The sequence below is a fragment of the Sphaerotilus sp. genome (assembly GCF_034519685.1).
In the GTDB taxonomy this organism is placed as follows: Bacteria; Pseudomonadota; Gammaproteobacteria; order Burkholderiales; family Burkholderiaceae_C; genus Sphaerotilus.
The window spans coordinates 1554250-1570166 of sequence record NZ_JAXHOF010000006.1 but is presented as its reverse complement, the minus strand read 5'-3'; the positions used below and the strand labels follow the sequence as shown (position 1 = coordinate 1570166).

General features: G+C 69.2%; 15 protein-coding genes and 1 pseudogene. 8 read left to right on the top strand and 8 right to left on the bottom strand.

Annotation, left to right across the window (positions count from 1 at the left end; translation table 11 throughout):
- Window positions 1-57: 57 nt before the first annotated feature.
- Window positions 58-765 (bottom strand): HAD family hydrolase, encoded by a 708-nt coding sequence (locus U5O44_RS18225; RefSeq protein ID WP_322589819.1) that lies wholly within the window; start codon window positions 763-765, stop codon window positions 58-60.
- 56 nt (window positions 766-821) lie between these two features.
- Here U5O44_RS18225 and hemH point away from each other — a divergent pair, with 56 nt between their 5' ends.
- A complete protein-coding gene (hemH, locus tag U5O44_RS18220; RefSeq protein ID WP_322589818.1) occupies window positions 822-1919 on the top strand; it encodes a ferrochelatase in 1098 nt (365 codons plus the stop codon).
- 32 nt (window positions 1920-1951) lie between these two features.
- Here the strand turns inward: hemH and kynB are convergent.
- The 5 genes and pseudogenes from kynB to U5O44_RS18195 form a co-directional block, all read right to left on the bottom strand.
- Window positions 1952-2566 (bottom strand): annotated as a pseudogene (gene kynB, locus U5O44_RS18215) (arylformamidase); the annotation flags it as partial.
- Window positions 2563-3171 carry a hypothetical protein gene (locus tag U5O44_RS18210; protein ID WP_322589817.1) on the bottom strand — a complete coding sequence of 203 codons (609 nt, stop codon included), beginning with the start codon at window positions 3169-3171 and terminating at the stop codon, window positions 2563-2565. The pseudogene kynB and the gene U5O44_RS18210, both read right to left, overlap by 4 nt.
- A gap of 3 nt (window positions 3172-3174) precedes the next feature.
- Window positions 3175-4659, bottom strand: coding sequence for a tripartite tricarboxylate transporter permease (locus tag U5O44_RS18205; RefSeq protein ID WP_322589816.1), 1485 nt, complete (start codon window positions 4657-4659; stop codon window positions 3175-3177).
- Between the two features lie 8 nt (window positions 4660-4667).
- Window positions 4668-5198 (bottom strand): tripartite tricarboxylate transporter TctB family protein, encoded by a 531-nt coding sequence (locus U5O44_RS18200; protein ID WP_322589815.1) that lies wholly within the window; start codon window positions 5196-5198, stop codon window positions 4668-4670.
- A 3-nt stretch (window positions 5199-5201) separates the two neighbouring features.
- The gene (locus U5O44_RS18195; protein WP_322589814.1) at window positions 5202-6161 is read right to left on the bottom strand and encodes a Bug family tripartite tricarboxylate transporter substrate binding protein; all 960 of its coding nucleotides are present in this window, start codon (window positions 6159-6161) and stop codon (window positions 5202-5204) included.
- 145 nt (window positions 6162-6306) lie between these two features.
- On the opposite strand from U5O44_RS18195, the gene U5O44_RS18190 reads away from it, so the two are divergent.
- Genes U5O44_RS18190 through U5O44_RS18180 form a run of 3 tightly spaced genes read left to right on the top strand, consistent with a single transcriptional unit; the run spans window position 6307 to window position 8946 of the window.
- Window positions 6307-6987, top strand: coding sequence for a response regulator transcription factor (locus tag U5O44_RS18190; RefSeq protein WP_322589813.1), 681 nt, complete (start codon window positions 6307-6309; stop codon window positions 6985-6987).
- 4 nt (window positions 6988-6991) lie between these two features.
- A complete protein-coding gene (locus U5O44_RS18185) occupies window positions 6992-8494 on the top strand; it encodes a sensor histidine kinase (protein ID WP_322589812.1) in 1503 nt (500 codons plus the stop codon).
- The gene (locus tag U5O44_RS18180; protein WP_322589811.1) at window positions 8491-8946 is read left to right on the top strand and encodes an RNA-binding S4 domain-containing protein; all 456 of its coding nucleotides are present in this window, start codon (window positions 8491-8493) and stop codon (window positions 8944-8946) included. Before U5O44_RS18185 ends, U5O44_RS18180 begins: the two co-directional genes overlap by 4 nt.
- 22 nt (window positions 8947-8968) lie before the next feature.
- Here U5O44_RS18180 and U5O44_RS18175 read toward each other — a convergent pair whose 3' ends face one another.
- Both U5O44_RS18175 and U5O44_RS18170 read right to left on the bottom strand, forming a co-directional pair.
- Entirely contained in the window at window positions 8969-10474 is a 1506-nt protein-coding gene (locus U5O44_RS18175; RefSeq protein WP_322589810.1) for a DUF5666 domain-containing protein, read from the bottom strand.
- Complete coding sequence (locus tag U5O44_RS18170; RefSeq protein ID WP_322589809.1) at window positions 10474-11385, bottom strand: DUF6502 family protein; 912 nt, start codon at window positions 11383-11385, stop codon at window positions 10474-10476. The genes U5O44_RS18175 and U5O44_RS18170 overlap by 1 nt, the downstream gene beginning before the upstream one ends.
- Window positions 11386-11559: 174 nt before the next feature.
- On the opposite strand from U5O44_RS18170, the gene grpE reads away from it, so the two are divergent.
- The 4 genes from grpE (at window position 11560) to U5O44_RS18150 (ending at window position 15916) form a co-directional block, all read left to right on the top strand.
- Window positions 11560-12114 (top strand): nucleotide exchange factor GrpE, encoded by a 555-nt coding sequence (gene grpE / locus U5O44_RS18165; protein WP_322589808.1) that lies wholly within the window; start codon window positions 11560-11562, stop codon window positions 12112-12114.
- Window positions 12115-12234: 120 nt separating this feature from the next.
- A complete protein-coding gene (gene dnaK / locus U5O44_RS18160; protein WP_322589807.1) occupies window positions 12235-14184 on the top strand; it encodes a molecular chaperone DnaK in 1950 nt (649 codons plus the stop codon).
- Between the two features lie 152 nt (window positions 14185-14336).
- Window positions 14337-15482 (top strand): molecular chaperone DnaJ, encoded by a 1146-nt coding sequence (gene dnaJ / locus U5O44_RS18155; RefSeq protein WP_322589806.1) that lies wholly within the window; start codon window positions 14337-14339, stop codon window positions 15480-15482.
- Between the two features lie 29 nt (window positions 15483-15511).
- Entirely contained in the window at window positions 15512-15916 is a 405-nt protein-coding gene (locus tag U5O44_RS18150; protein ID WP_322589805.1) for a DUF1801 domain-containing protein, read from the top strand.
- The last annotated feature ends 1 nt before the right edge of the window (window position 15917 follow it).

Sequence of the window (15917 nt, the reverse complement as noted above, 5' to 3'; positions counted from 1 at the left end):
TGTCGCGCCCGCCTCCGACCGATCAAGGCCTGAAGAAACCGCGAATCACCGCACAGATCAGACCCCGAGCGCCTCCGCAAGCGCCAGCAGATCGTCCACATGCAGGTGCTGTCCGGCGGGTGGCGCATCCAGGTCCGGACTGGCGGGACCGTGGTGCAGCGCCGCTTCCGGACGCCGGATCCAGGCGGTGTGCAGGCCCGCCTGGCGGGCACCGACGATGTCAAGCCGCCAGTCGTCGCCGATGTGCATCACCTGTCCGGCCGCACAGCGCAGCTCGGCGCACGCCGCCGCGAAGATGCGCGCCGACGGCTTGGCCACGCCACAGCCACGCGCGCTCACGGCCCCGACAAAATAGGCCGACAGCCCGGTCGCGGCCAGCTCGGCATTGCCGTTGGACAGCGCCAGCAGCGGAAAACGCGCGGCCAGCCGCTCCAGCGCCGGCCGGACATCGGCATACCACTGCACCCGCTGGCGCTCGGCAAAGAACACGTCGAACGCCTCCTCGGCCAGCGCCGGATCGTCCCCCGCCGAGATCAGCGCCTCGCGCAGCGTGATCAGGCGCAGTGCGGTCAGGTCGTGGGCCAGTTCGGGGTGGCGGTGCGCGACCTCGCCGCGCAGGCGCTGCAGCGTCGGCACATCGAAGGCCGCGGCGGTGGCCGGCGCATGGGTGCGCAGCCAGTCCTGCAGCACGGCTTCGGCGCGCAGCAAGGTCGGCATCACAGGCCAGAGGGTGTCGTCCAGATCGAGGGTGAGGGCAGCAATCATCCCTGCAGTGTCCCCGAAGCACGGGAATCTGCCGGCTCGGCGAGAATGCACCCGCCATGAAAACCCAACCCGAACCCGAATACCGCCACGGCAGCCCGACCCGCGTCGGCGTGCTGCTCGTCAACCTCGGCACGCCGGACGCGCCGACGGCGCCTGCCGTGCGGCGCTATCTGGCGCAGTTCCTCAGCGACCAGCGGGTGGTGGAGATCCCGCCCGCGGTGTGGAAGCCGATCCTGCACGGCATCATCCTGCGCACCCGCCCGGCCAAGTCCGCCGCCAAGTACGCCAGCATCTGGACCCCCGAAGGCTCGCCGCTGGCCGTCTGGACCCGCAAGCAGGCCGAGCTGCTGCAGGCCAGCGTGACCGCCCGCGGCCGGACGCTCACGGTGCGCCACGCGATGCGCTACGGCAGCCCGTCCATCGCCAGCGAACTCGATGCACTGAAGGCCGCGGGCTGCGACCGCATCCTGGTCGTGCCGATGTACCCGCAGTATTCGGGCACGACCACCGCCAGCGTGATGGACGACGTGCACCACTGGCAGCTGCGCCAGCGCTCCCTGCCCGAGATCCGCTGGATCCGCCAGCACCACGACGACGAGGGCTACCTCGACGCCCTCGCCCAGCGCGTGCAGGACCACTGGGCGCGCGAGGGCCGCGGCGACCACCTGCTGCTGAGCTTCCACGGCGTGCCGGAGCGCACGCTGACGCTGGGCGACCCATACCACTGCCACTGCTACAAGACCGCGCGGCTGCTCGGCGAGCGGCTTGGGCTGGGGCCGGAAGCCATGTCGCTGAGCTTCCAGAGCCGTTTCGGCAAGGCCAAATGGCTGGAGCCGTACACCGAACCGACGCTGCAGGCGCTGGCGAAGAAGGGCGTGAAGCATCTGCAGATCTTCTGCCCGGGCTTCTCGGCCGACTGCCTGGAGACGCTGGAGGAGATCGCCATCGAGGGCAAGCAGGTCTTTCTCCAGGCCGGTGGACAGCGCTATGACCACATTCCCTGCCTGAACGACCACCCGACGTGGATCGACGCGCTGCGCGGGCTGGTCGAGCGCCACACCGCCGGCTGGCCGGTGCGGGCCGACGAGCAGCCGCGGGCGTCCGACCTGGAAGGTCAGCGCCAGCGCGCGCTGGCACTCGGCGCCAAGGTCTGAGCCCCTGCGGCCGGACCGTCAGTCCCCGGGGGCAGCGACCGCAGCACCGCCCGCACCGGCGACGCCTCCGCCGTCATCAACCGCAGCGGCAGCGCGATCAGCTCGTAGTCGCCCTCGGGCACCTCATCCAGCACGAGGTTCTCCAGCACCCGCAGGTCCAGCCGGAGCAGGCGCTGGTGGCTGTCGAGCGCCACGCTGTCGGCCGGGTCGACCGAAGGCGTGTCGAGGCCGACCAGCCGCACGCCCTGCCCCGCCAGCCAGTCGATCGTCTCGGGCGCGAAGGCACTGAAATCGTCGCGCCAGGTGGTGGCCGCCCGCACGCAGGTCCGCACCAGCACCCGCGGCGGCAGCCCCTCGACCGCATGGGCCAGGTGCACGGGTCGGATCAACGGGCCGCAGCCGACGGCGTGGATCACCCGGCAGGGGCCGAGAAACGGGTCCAGGTCCAGCACTCCGATCGCCGGGGCGCCCTCGGCGAAATGCAGCGGGGCATCGGCGTGGGCGCCGACGTGGGGCGACAGCGTCACCGCGCTGACGTTGGCGGCCGAGTCAGGGCCGAGCGTGGCGGTCCAGCGCTGGGTGTAGGGCTGGTCGCCCGGGTAGACGGGGGTGTCGGGTCCGACCGGAGGCGACAGATCCCAGATCACGTCGGCGGAGCCTCGTCGGTTCCGGCCAGGGTCAGCGCATCGAACGACGTGAACGCCTGCGCCAGTTCGCGAAAGACGCTGCTGTCCAGTGGCGACAGCGGTGCGCACGACACCTCGGCTGGCGCCGGCACGTCCAGCGGCAGGACCAGTTGCGGGGGCGAGCCCAGCGCCGCGATGTCGCCCATCGAGATGAAGGCCACACCGGCCATCGCCGCCGCCGCATCCAGGCGTGGTGCCTCGCCCGCCAGCGACGCCTGCCGCACGACAGCCAGCGCGACCAGCTGTCGCTGCTCGCGGCTGGCGCGGCTCCAGCGGTCGTCGTCGGTGGTGCCGGCGAAGGCGTGCAGGCGGGCGAGTTCGCGGGCTGCGCGTTCATCGAAGGCCACGACCTCGACCGCACGCGCCGTGCGCAATGCCTTGAGCGCCGCGTCGCCCGCCGGGCCGGCCTCCACCAGCCAGTCGGCCAGCACCAAGGCGGGAATCAGCAGCGTGGCGCGCTGCCGCTGGGCTTCGGCGAGCCAGGCCAGGCGGTGCTCGTCGTGCGCGGGGTCACTGTCCAGGCGCAGCAGCCAGGCCAGCGCATCCGCATCGAGAAGACACCGCATGGTTCAACCTCTCTTCCTCAGCTTCATCAGGCGCGGCAGGATCAGCACCGCCAGCACCACCACGATCAGTGTCGCCGACATGGGCCGCTCCAGGAACACGCTCCACTTGCCTTCACCGATGGACAGCGCATTGCGCATCTGCGCCTCCGCCAGCGGGCCGAGGATCATGCCGACCACCACGGGTGCCGTCGGGAAGCTGAAGCGCCGCATCACCACGCCGAGAAGGCCGATGGCATACATCAGGAACAGGTCGAACGCGCTCTGGCGCATGCCGTAGACACCGACCGTCGCGAAGATCAGGATGCCGGCGTACAGGTAGCTCTTCGGGATCTTCAGCAGCTTGACCCACAGCCCCACCAGCGGCAGGTTCAGGATCAGCAGCATCACGTTGCCGATGTAGAGCGAGGCGATCAGCGCCCAGACCAGCGTGGCGTTGGTGTCGAAGAGCTGCGGCCCCGGCTGGATGCCGTAGTTCTGGAAGGCGCCGAGCAGGATGGCCGTCGTGTTCGAGGTCGGGATGCCCAGCGTCAGCAGCGGGATCAATGTCGCGGTGATCGCGGCGTTGTTGGCCGCTTCCGGGCCGGCCACGCCTTCGATGGCGCCGGTGGTGCCGAACTCTTCCTTGTGCTTGGACAGCTTCTTTTCCGTCGCATAGCTCAGGAAGGTCGGGATCTCGCTGCCGCCCGCCGGAATCGTGCCGAACGGGAAGCCGATGAAGGTCGCCCGCAGCCACGCTGGCCATGAGCGGCGCCACTCCAGCTTGGTCATGTGGACCGAGGTCAGCTTGTTCTGCGTCTCGACCACGCGGCCCTGGAACAGCACCGCATACAGCGCCTCGGCCACCGCGAACAGGCCGACCGCGACCAGCACGACCTCCATGCCGTCCATGAACTCGGGCACGCCGCCGGTGTAGCGGGCCTGACCGGAGATCTGGTCGATGCCGATCAGGCCCATCCCCAGGCCGATGCCCAGCGCGGTCAGGCCACGCAGCGTGCTTTGCCCCAGCACGGCACTGACGGTGCAGAAGGCCAGCACCATCAGCATGAAGTATTCGGGCGGGCCGAGGCGGATGGCGTAGGTCGCCACGATCGGTGCGAACAGCGTCACCAGTACCGTGGCGATGGTGCCAGCCACGAACGAGCCGATCGCCGCCGTCGCCAATGCCGCACCCGCCCGGCCGTTCTTGGCCATCTTGTTGCCTTCGAGCGCGGTCACCATCGACCCCGCCTCACCCGGCGTGTTGAGCAGGATCGAGGTGGTCGAGCCGCCGTACATCGCGCCGTAGTAGATGCCGGCGAAGAAGATCATCGACGCCGTCGGTTCCACCTTCAGCGTGATCGGCAGCAGCATCGCCACCGCCGTGGCCGGACCGATGCCGGGCAGCACGCCCACCGCCGTGCCCAGCGTGCAGCCGACCAGCGCCCACAACAGGTTGATGGGCGTGCCCGCCGTCAGGAAGCCCTGCAGCAGGTTGTTCCAGATGTCCATTCCACCCATCACAGCCACCCCGTCTGCGTCAGGCCCGGCAGGCTGATCGCCAGCGCCTTGGTGAACATCCAGTAGACCGGCGCGGCGATCGCCATGCCGATCAGCGTGTCGGTGATCCAGGCGCGCGGACTCAGGTCCAGCCGCCCTTCCGACGTCTTGAAGCCGCGCACCGCCAGCACGAAACACAGCGAGCAGCTCAGGATGAAGCCGATCTTCGTCAGCAGCAGTGCGTTGAGCAGGATGCCGGCCGTCACCCAGGCAAAGGCCGGCCAGTCGCCACGGTCGGCGCCATCCAGCTCGTCCTGGTCGCGGAAGCCGCCGGAGCGGGCCTCCCAGACCAGCCACAGCCCGCACAGGCCCAGCAAGCCCGAGACCACCCAGGGCAGGAAATTGGGACCGACACCAGCGTAACCCGCATCGGAGGAAATGGAGGTCGCCCCCCATGCCAGCGCCGCCGCCAGCACCACCACACCCAGCCCGAGCCAGGTCTGGTGGCGCACGGCGGCCGCCGACAGAGCGTCACGCGCAGTGTCGGCCATGGCTCAGATCATCCCGGCCTTGACCATCGTGACCCGCAGCGCCGCGAACTCGCGCTCGACGAACTCGTCGAAGGCGGGGCCTGCCAGCCAGGCATCGGTCCAGCCGTTCTTCTCCATCGCCTCCATCCAGCCCTTGGACTTGACGGTCTTCTGCAGCATGTCGGTCAGGGCCTTGCGCTGGGCCGGGGTGATGCCGGGGGCGCCGTAGACACCGCGCCAGTTGCCGATCTCGACGTTGAAGCCCTGCTCCTTCATCGTGGGCACCTTGGGCGCGTTCTTCAGACGGGTGGCCGAGGTGACACCGATCGGGCGCATCTTGCCGGACTCGATGTACTGCTGGAACTCGCTGTAGCCGCTGCCACCGACCGAGACGTTGCCGCCCAGGATGGCCGCGATGGCCTCGCCGCCGCCACGGAAGGGCACGTAGTTGATCTTGGTCGCGTCGACACCGATCTCGCGGGCGAGCATGGCCGCGGCGATGTGCTCGGTGGAGCCGCGCGAACCGCCGCCCCACTTCACGCTGCCCGGATCCTTCTTCACCGCCTCGACGACATCCTTCATCGACTGGAAGGGCGATGCGGCCGGCACGACGAAGACGTTGTATTCGCTGGTCAGGCGGGCGATCGGTGTCGCGGCGGTCAGCGAGACCGGCGGCTTGCCGGTGATGATGCCGCCGATCATCACGGCGCCCATGACCATCAGCGCGTTCGGATCGCCCTTGCTGCCGTTGGCGAACTGCGCCAGGCCGATGGCACCGGCGGCGCCACCCTTGTTCTCGTACTGCACGGTGCTGATCGCGCCGGCGTCCTGCATGGCCTTGCCGAGGGCCCGGCCGGTGCCGTCCCAGCCGCCGCCCGGATTGGCGGGGATCATCATCTTCAGGCTGACATCGGCGGCCTGTGCAGGCAGCACGCCCGCAGCGGCCATGGCGGCCAGGGACTTGAGGAAGGTGTCACGACGCATGGGGAACTCCTGGACGAATCGAAGGTGGTGAAGGGGACCAGGCGATGGTGGCCGCGCTGGCTGTCAAACCGCTGTCCGCAGACCTAGGGGAAATGCGGGGGACCACGGATCCGGCGAGCCCCGGTGACGCGCTAGGCTTGTCGACATGAAACTGCTGCTGATCGAAGACAACGCCACGATGCAGACCACGCTGCGCCGCGCCTTCGAGCGGCGCGGCATCCAGGTCGTCGGCTGCGACGACGGTGCCCGCGCGCTCGACCGCTGGGAGTCGAGCCAGCCCGATGTCGTGCTGCTCGACCTGAGCCTGCCGGGCATGGACGGGCTCGACGTGCTCGGCCGCGCCCGCAGCGCCGGCTGGACCACGCCGGTGATGATCGTCACGGCGCGTGGCACCGTGGGCGACCGCATCCTGGGGCTGAACACCGGGGCGGACGACTACCTGGCCAAGCCCTTCGACCTGGACGAGCTGGAGGCGCGTGTGCGCGCCCTCGTGCGCCGCTCGGGGTCCAGTCCGAACACCACGGGCCGCGCCCCCGACACCTTCTGTGGCCTGCATGTCGACGCCGACAGCGGTGCCGTCTACCTGCACGGCGCCCCGATGGAGCTGACCTCGCGCGAACTGGCGCTGCTGCGCGCCCTGCTCGCCCGCCCCGGCCATGCGGTGGCCCGCGAGCGGCTGTTCGAGCTGGTCTTTCCTGGCGAGGCCGACGTGCAGGCCGAGGCGATCGAGGTCGTCGTCTACCGCCTGCGCAAGAAGCTGGCGCAGACCGGCGCCCAGCTCGTCACGCTGCGTGGCCTGGGCTATCTGCTCAAGGCAGCCGCCTGAGCCCATGCCTGTCCATCCTGCACAGCTCCTGGCCCGCTGGCACCGGCTGCTCGAACACCTCTCGCTGCGCGCCTACCTGCTGCTGGGCATCCTGGGGCCGGTGGTGCTGCTGGTGCTGCTCAACACCGTCAGCGTCTACCGCGAGGCACTGGAGTCGGCCGACATCGCCTATGACCGCACGCTGCTGGCCTCGGCCAAGGCCATCGGCGAGCACCTGCAGATCGAGCGTGACCCCGGCGATCCCGACGGCCAAGGCACCCTGGTCACCGCCACGGTGCCCTACTCCGCGCTCGAAGCCTTCGAGGCCGACAACCGCAGCCGCATGTATTTCCGCGTCAGCGACACCCAGGGCCGGATGATCTCGGGCTTCGAGGATCTGCCGGTCTGGCGCGGCCAGCTGCCCGAGCGCAGCGTGTACGCGGCGCTGGTCGATTTCTACGACGCCGAGTTCCGTGGCCAGCCGGTGCGCATGGCGGTATTGCTGCAGCCGGTGGCCGGCAGCGCCGGCATCGGCATGGCCACCATCCAGGTCGCCGAGACGCTGGAGCTGCGCCACACGCTGGCGCGGGCCTTGCTGCTGGGCACGCTGTGGCGGCAGGCGGCACTGATCGCGGTGATCGCGGGGGTGGTGGTGTGGGTGGTGCAGCGGGCCACGCGCCCGGTGCGGCTGCTCAGCGGCCAGCTGCAGGCGCGGGGCGACGGTGACCTGACCCCGCTCGTGGCCGACGAGGCGCCCCGTGAACTGCAACCGCTCATCGAAGCCACCAACACCATGATGGCGCGGCTGGCGCAGCTGCTCGACCACCAGAAGCGTTTCGTGCGCGACGCCTCGCACCAGCTGCGCACGCCGCTGGCCGTGCTGAAGACCCAGGTCCAGTCCGCACGCCGAGGCGACATCGACCCCGGCCAGGCGCTGGCCGAACTCGAACACACCGTGGACCGCGCCACCGAGCTGGCCAACCAGATGCTCGCGCTGGCCAAGGTCGAGCAGTTGCGCCAGCAGGGCCAGGCGCCGGTGCTGGACTGGGAACCGCTGGTGCGGGACGTGGCGCTCGACCTGTCGGCGCTGATCGCCGATCATGGGCTGGAGTTCTCGATCGAGACCGACACCGCCCTGGTGCATGCCCATGAATGGGCCTTGCGCGAACTCATGCGCAACCTGCTGCACAACGCCATCAAGGCGACACCGGACGGCTCGGCGCTGGCGGTGCGGCTGCGCTGCGATGCGCGCCAGGCCACCTTGACCATCGCCGACAGCGGGCCCGGCATCCCGGAGGCCCAGCGCGAGCACCTGTTCCGCCCCTTCGCCGCCGGTCGCAGCGCCGACAAGCTGCGCTCCGGGGCGGGCCTGGGGCTGGCGATCTGCCACGACATCGTGCAGTCGCTGGGCGGTGCGCTGGTGCTGGACAATCGCCTCGATCCCGACGGACACCCCAGCGGCCTGGACGCCACCGTGCGCCTGCCTCTGGCCAACCCCCTCACGCCCGACCCCGACACCCGCCGATGAGCAGCAAGTCCCGCCACGCCGCCCCCCCACCGCCGGCCCCGACGCCCGGCCAGCGCCTGGACAAATGGCTCTGGGCCGCGCGCTTCTTCAAGACCCGCACGCTGGCGGGCGACGAGATCGAACGCGGGCGCGTGCTGGTCAACGCGCAGCACGCCAAGCCCTCGCGCGAGGTGCGCCCCGGCGACCGGCTGAGCCTGCGCCAGGGCAACAGCCCGGTGGCGCGCGAGGTGCAGGTGCTGGGGCTGTCCGAAGCCCGCGGGCCGGCGCCACAGGCGCAGCAGCTCTACGCCGAGACGCCGGAAAGCCTGGCCGCCCAGGCCGAGTGGCTGGCCCGCAAGCCCTACGCCGTCGACCCGGCCGTGGCGATCGAACAGGGCCGTCCGACCAAGTCCGACCGGCGCCAGCTGGTCGAGTGGCAGCGCTGGAGCGCCTCGCTGGACGACGACACCTGAGCGCTGCGGACCGCAGACGCGCTCAGGAACGCATCTCGCGCAGCTTGATCTTGCGCGCTGCCATCTGCAGGCCATCCGCCGACAGCGTGCCTTCCACCTCGATCTCGCGCGACGTGCCGACCAGCGCCGCCAGTCCTGCCGCGTTCAGGCTGCTGCCCAGATAGGTCTGGTCGGTCCAGGTGACGGTCAGCACCGGGTCACCCGGCTGGCGGCGCAGGGTCAGCCGGCGCGCACCGGTGTCCACGCTCAGCACGACCCCGCGCCGCTCCAGCCGGCTCTTGCTGCCCTTGGGCTCCTGTTCGCAGGCGACGGACAGCGCGCGCAGTCCCTGCGCCGTGGCGGTGCCCTTGACCTCGACATACAGCCCGTCTGCCAGCGCGGTCGCACGGCATTCGCCCAGGTCGGTCCGGGTCGCCTCGGTCAAGGACACCTGCGTGTCACGCACGCGGAAGCTGCGCGTGGCGGCCGACCAGTCGACCAGCGTCCCGCGCAGCTCGGCGCTGACACTGACGCTGTCCCCCGACAGGTGTTCGATGCGGGTGGCGCGCCAGCGGCCACTGCCGTTCTGCGTGGCCGTCACCTGGACATAGGCGCCGTCCGTGACGGTGCGCCCGGCCGGCACGGTCTGCGTCTCGGCATCGACCAGCAGCGCCACGCCATCCACCTCGAATGCCGTGCCAGACCAGGCGCCGACCAGCCCGGCGCGGTGCAGGGTCGCCCCGGGATCCCCGGCAGCCATCACCCGGACCTGGCTGGCCGCCATGCCCAGCGTTGCCGGGTCGAAGGCCGACTCGGCGGCGAAGACGGTGACGGCATGGCCGTTCGCCAGCGCCAGGCCCTGGGGCAGCACCGCGGCGGCGGCGGGCAGCGCCACCGTCAAGGCACCCAACCGGAAACTGCGGGCTCCGCCGGTGCCAGCGGTCGACAGCTCGGCCACGGTGCCGCTGACCCGCACACCCGACAAGCTGCTGCGCGGGGCGATGCGCGAGGCCACGAGGCGCACGTCACGGGCAGCGGCACCCGTGCGCTGGGTCAGCGCGTGGACCTCGACCGCGTCGCCGAGGCGCACATCCGCCAGGCTGCCCAGCGGCGCCTCGAACACCGTGACCGGACCGCGTGCGGGATCGCTGTTGACAGTGACCGTCTGGCCGAGCACGCCCAGCGTGTCCGCGGTACGCTCGTGCACCCGGCCGACCAGCGCCGGCAGCAGCTCCACACGCTGCAGCACCTGCACACCGCCGGCATCGGGGCCGAACTCCAGGGACACCCGGTGCCCCAGCCGCGCGTCGCCGACATCGGATTCGGTGCCGTTGCGGCGAACTTCGACCGAAGCAACACTGTCGTCGTGCCGCGTGCCATCGACGATCACGCTGCCGAGCCCGGACACCGTGCCCACGCTGAGACCGATCGTGACCGGACTGCCGGTGCCATTGGAGCCCACGCCCCCCCCGCCACACGCCACCAGTGCGACCAGCACCGCCAGCACTGTCGAGGCCGCCAGACCGGCCCGCCGCATCGCCGTGTGCATCATTCGTCTTCCTCCCGGGAGTTCTTGGGATTGGGGGCATCGGGCGCCGCAGGGAGCGCCGATTTGTTCACTTCGAGATGGTAATAAATCCCGAAGCGCATGCGGGTGTCATGCGCGACATCCTGCGCGACGTCCTGCGAGGCGTCCGGCGTGATGCGGGCACGGGCCTCGCGCACCATCCCTTGCAAGGCCGTGTCCCACAGCGCGCGGGCCACTTCGCCCAGGTGGGCGGCCGACTCGGCACTCAGTCCGTCGGCAAAGACGCTCTGCTCCAGTCGCCGCTGCACCGGGCTGTCGGCGCGCAGGTTGTGCACGGCCGTGGCCAGATGGTCCGCCACGTTCACCGCCATGGTCCGGATGGCGGCCGGATCGTGCACCGGCGACACGAAGCGGTCGGACAGCAGACAGACCTGGTCCGGCTGCACCGCGACCAGCGCCAGCCGCTCCAGCTCTTCGAGCAGGGTCCGGGGATGCACATCCCGGGACGCCTCGCGGGCGAGGGCCTCGAAACTCGGCGTCGGGCCATGGCGCGGCAGCGTGCGCTGGATGGCACCGTCAGGCGTGCGGTAGGCGGGATCGGTGATCCACTGGGTGAACAGCGCCGCCGCGGGCGTCGGCGCCAGGCGCACCGGGACGGGGGGCGAGCCGCTCGGCTCGTGGTGGGCTTCCATGTAGGCGCGCACCTCCTTGCGGTGGATGCCGGTCAGCACGCTGAGGGCGGAATCGGTCACCCGCCGGTCTCGCTGGCTCAGATCCCGGTACGCCTCGTCGAGGTAGACCCCGCGCAGGGTGCGGACCAGCGCGCCCAGCGGTATGCCCTGCACCAGCAGCCAGCGCACCAGGGGCGCCAGCATCAAGGCAACATCGTCGAGTACCTGCTCGGCAGGGGAAGGCGGGATCGGATCGGTCATCTTCGGAACATGCGGCCGCCCACCCACGGGGCGATCCGGCCGCAAGTGTGACAGTTCTCACACCGCTACCTTGTGGCGAATCGTCAACTTGTGTCGTGTGACCCCTTGAAGTCTGGAGGGGCATCCTCATTTCGCATCTCAGTTGCCGCAATCACAGGCCAGGAACCGCCACCCATGTCCGATACACAGAACTCCGCTCCGTACCAAGACACCGAGCCTGCAGCGCTGAACACGGCCTCGTCCGACGCCGCCGACGCTGCCCATGAAGCCGCCGCCCGCATCGCCGAACTCGAAGCCAAGAATGTCGAGCTGGCCGATGCCTACCTGCGCTCCAAGGCTGAGGCCGACAACACCCGCCGCCGTGCCGATGAGGAAATTGCCAAGTCGCGCAAGTTCGCGGTCGAAGGCTTCGCCGAGAGCCTGCTGCCGGTGAAGGACAGCCTCGAAGCCGCATTGGCCACCCACGCCAGCGGCCAGGGCTCGCCCGAGCAGGTGCTCGAAGGCGTGAACATCACGCTGCGCCAGCTGGTCCAGGCGCTGGAGCGCAACAAGGTGCTCGAGATCAGCCCACCGGTCGGCACCAAGTTCGACCCGCACCAGCACCAGGCCATCAGCATGGTGCCCGCCGACCAGGACGCCAACACCGTCGTGATGGTGCTGCAGAAGGGTTACCTCATCGCCGAGCGGGTGCTGCGCCCGGCGCTTGTCACCGTGGCCGCGCCGAAATGAGGCCCTGATCCAGCACAAGAAACAGGCCAGTCCGGCTGACAGGGCGCTCGATACCCCTTGAAACCGGCCGGACAAGCCGCAGATCACAGACAACCAACCAATTTCCGGAGCTTCAACACCATGGGCAAGATCATCGGCATCGACCTCGGCACCACCAACTCGTGCGTCTCCATCATGGAAGGCAACACCACGAAGGTGATCGAGAACAGCGAAGGCGCGCGCACGACGCCGTCCATCATCGCCTACCAGGAAGACGGCGAGATCCTCGTCGGCGCCTCGGCCAAGCGCCAGTCGGTCACCAACCCCAAGAACACGATCTACGCGGTCAAGCGCCTGATCGGCCGCAAGTTCACCGAGAAGGAAGTGCAGAAGGACATCGACCTGATGCCCTATGCCATCGCTGCCGCCGACAACGGCGACGCCTGGGTGGAAGTGCGCGGCAAGAAGCTCGCGCCCCAGCAGGTCTCGGCCGAGATCCTTCGCAAGATGAAGAAGACCGCCGAGGACTATCTCGGTGAGGAAGTGACCGAGGCCGTCATCACGGTGCCGGCCTACTTCAACGACGCGCAGCGCCAGGCGACCAAGGACGCCGGCCGCATCGCCGGTCTGGACGTCAAGCGCATCATCAACGAGCCGACCGCCGCGGCCCTGGCCTTCGGTCTGGACAAGCACGGCAAGGGCGACCGCAAGATCGCGGTGTATGACCTGGGCGGCGGCACCTTCGACGTGTCGATCATCGAGATCGCCGACGTCGACGGCGAGATGCAGTTCGAGGTGCTGTCCACCAACGGCGACACCTTCCTGGGCGGCGAGGATTTCGACCAGCGCATCATCGATTTCATCGTCACCGAGTTCCGCAAGGAGCAAGGCGTCGACCTGACCAAGGACGTGCTGGCCCTGCAGCGCCTGAAGGAGGCCGCCGAGAAGGCCAAGATCGAGCTGTCGAACTCGTCGCAGACCGACGTGAACCTGCCGTACATCACGGCGGACGCCTCGGGTCCGAAGCACCTGAACATCAAGCTGACCCGCGCCAAGCTGGAGTCGCTGGTGGATGAGCTGATCGAGCGCACGATCGCCCCCTGCCGCACCGCGATGAAGGACGCCGGCGTCTCGGCCAGCGCCATCGACGACGTGATCCTGGTCGGTGGCATGACCCGCATGCCCAAGGTGCAGGAAAAGGTCAAGGAGTTCTTCGGCAAGGAGCCGCGCAAGGACGTGAACCCGGATGAGGCCGTGGCCGTCGGCGCGGCCATTCAGGGCCAGGTGCTGGGCGGCGGCCGCTCCGACGTGCTGCTGCTGGACGTCACCCCGCTGAGCCTGGGCATCGAGACCCTGGGCGGCGTGATGACCAAGATGATCACCAAGAACACGACCATCCCGACCAAGTTCGCGCAGACCTTCTCGACCGCCGACGACAACCAGCCGGCGGTGACGATCAAGGTGTTCCAGGGCGAGCGCGAGCTGGCCTCGGGCAACAAGCTGCTGGGCGAGTTCAACCTGGAAGGCATCCCGCCGGCCATGCGCGGCACGCCGCAGATCGAGGTGAGCTTCGACATCGACGCCAACGGCATCCTGCACGTCGGCGCCAAGGACAAGGGCACCGGCAAGGAAAACAAGATCACCATCAAGGCGAACTCGGGCCTGTCGGAAGACGAGATCCAGAAGATGGTGCGCGACGCCGAGGTGAACGCCGCCGAGGACAAGAAGAAGGTCGAGATCGTGCAGTCGAAGAACCAGGGCGACGCCATGGTCCACTCGGTGCGCAAGTCGCTGACCGACTACGGCGACAAGCTCGAAGCCGGCGAGAAGGAAAAGATCGAAGCCGCGATCAAGGCCGTCGAGGAAGCCATCAAGGGCGACGACAAGGAACTGATCGAAGCCAAGACCAATGAGCTGATGACCGCCAGCCAGAAGCTCGGCGAGAAGATGTACGCCGACATGCAGGCGCAGCAGGGTGCGGCCGGTGCGGCAGGCGCCGCCGGTGCCGGGGCGGCGGGTGGCGAAGCGCCCAAGTCGGACGCCAAGGATCCGGACGTCGTGGACGCCGAGTTCAAGGAAGTCAAGAAGTGATCGGCTGACCCGCGACCCCACCTGCGGTGGCGCGGGTGGTCCTCGCCGCGTTCGAGACGGGTGCTCCCTCGGCACTTTTTCCTCGGCGCGGCGTTCCCGTTTGAACAGCCTGCGCCTCATCGGCACACGGCTTGCTGCTGTCGGAACTGTCCATGGCAAAGCGTGACTACTACGAAGTCCTCGGCGTCGCCAAGAACGCGAGCGAAGACGACATCAAGAAGGCCTATCGCAAGATGGCCATGAAGCACCACCCGGACCGCAACCAGGGGGATGGCGCGAAGGCGGCCGAAGAGAAGTTCAAGGAGGCCAAGGAGGCCTACGAGATGCTCTCGGACGCGCAGAAGCGCCAGGCCTACGACCAGTTCGGCCACGCCGGCGTCGACCCGAACGCGGGCGGTTTCCGTGGCGGGCCGGAAGGCTTCGGCGGCGGCGGTTTCGCCGAGGCCTTCGGCGACATCTTCGGCGACATCTTCAGCCAGGGTGGCGGCGGCCAGCGGCGCGGCGGCCAGCAGGTCTACCGCGGCGCGGACCTGTCCTACGCGATGGAGATCACGCTGGAGGAGGCCGCCCTCGGCAAGGAAGCGCAGATCCGCATCCCCACCTGGGAAGAGTGCGACACCTGCCACGGCAGCGGCGCCAAGCCCGGCACCAGCGCCAAGACCTGCACGACCTGCCACGGCTCCGGCACGGTGCACCTGCGCCAGGGCTTCTTCAGCATCCAGCAGACCTGCCCGCACTGCCACGGCACCGGCAAGATCATTCCCGAGCCCTGCACCACCTGCAACGGCCAGGGCAAGGTCAAGAAGCAGAAGACGCTGGAAGTCAAGATCCCGGCCGGCATCAACGAAGGCCAGCGCATCGCCCTGCGCGGCCACGGCGAGCCCGGTCAGCAAGGCGGCCCGGCCGGCGACCTGTACGTCGAGATCCGCATCAAGCAGCACGACATCTTCGAGCGCGACGGCGACGATCTGCACTGCACCGTGCCGGTCAGCGTCATCACGGCGGCGCTTGGCGGTTCGGTGTCGGTGCCGACGCTGGGTGGCGAGGCCGAGATCGAGCTGCCCGAAGGCACGCAGCACGGCAAGACCTTCCGCCTGCGCGGCAAGGGCATCAAGGGCATCCGCTCGAACTACCCCGGTGACCTGTACTGCCACATCCAGATCGAGATCCCGATCAAGCTCAGCGAGCACCAGCGCAAGCTGCTCAAGGAGCTGGACGAGTCGCTCAAGAAGGGCGGCGACAAACATTCGCCGACCGCCAAGAGCTGGACCGACCGGATGAAGGATCTCTTCAAGTAAGCCAGCACGCTGCCACCCGAAGCCCCCTCATGTCCGATCGATTCCTGAACACCGACAAGGTCGATGACCTGCTCGACACCCTCTTCCTGCAGGAGGACGTGCGCGTCGATCTTGTCTCCCGGCTGCGGGGGCTGGTGCTGGCGGCCGATCCCGCCATCTGCGAGGAGGTGAAGTACGGCGGGATCCTGTTCTCCGCCGGTTCGCCCTTCTGCGGCATCTTCTCGCACCCGCGGCATGTGATGCTGGAGTTCAGCCGCGGCGCCGACCTGGCGGACCCGGACCACCTGCTGGAAGGCGACGGCAAGAAGCGCCGGCACCTCAAGCTCACGGTGCCGACCGACCTCAAGCGCAAGCGGGTGCGCGAGTTCGTGCTGCAGGCGCTGGCGGCCACCGTCGCCGTGCCGCGTCAGCGCAAACCCCGGCGCACCGGCTGAA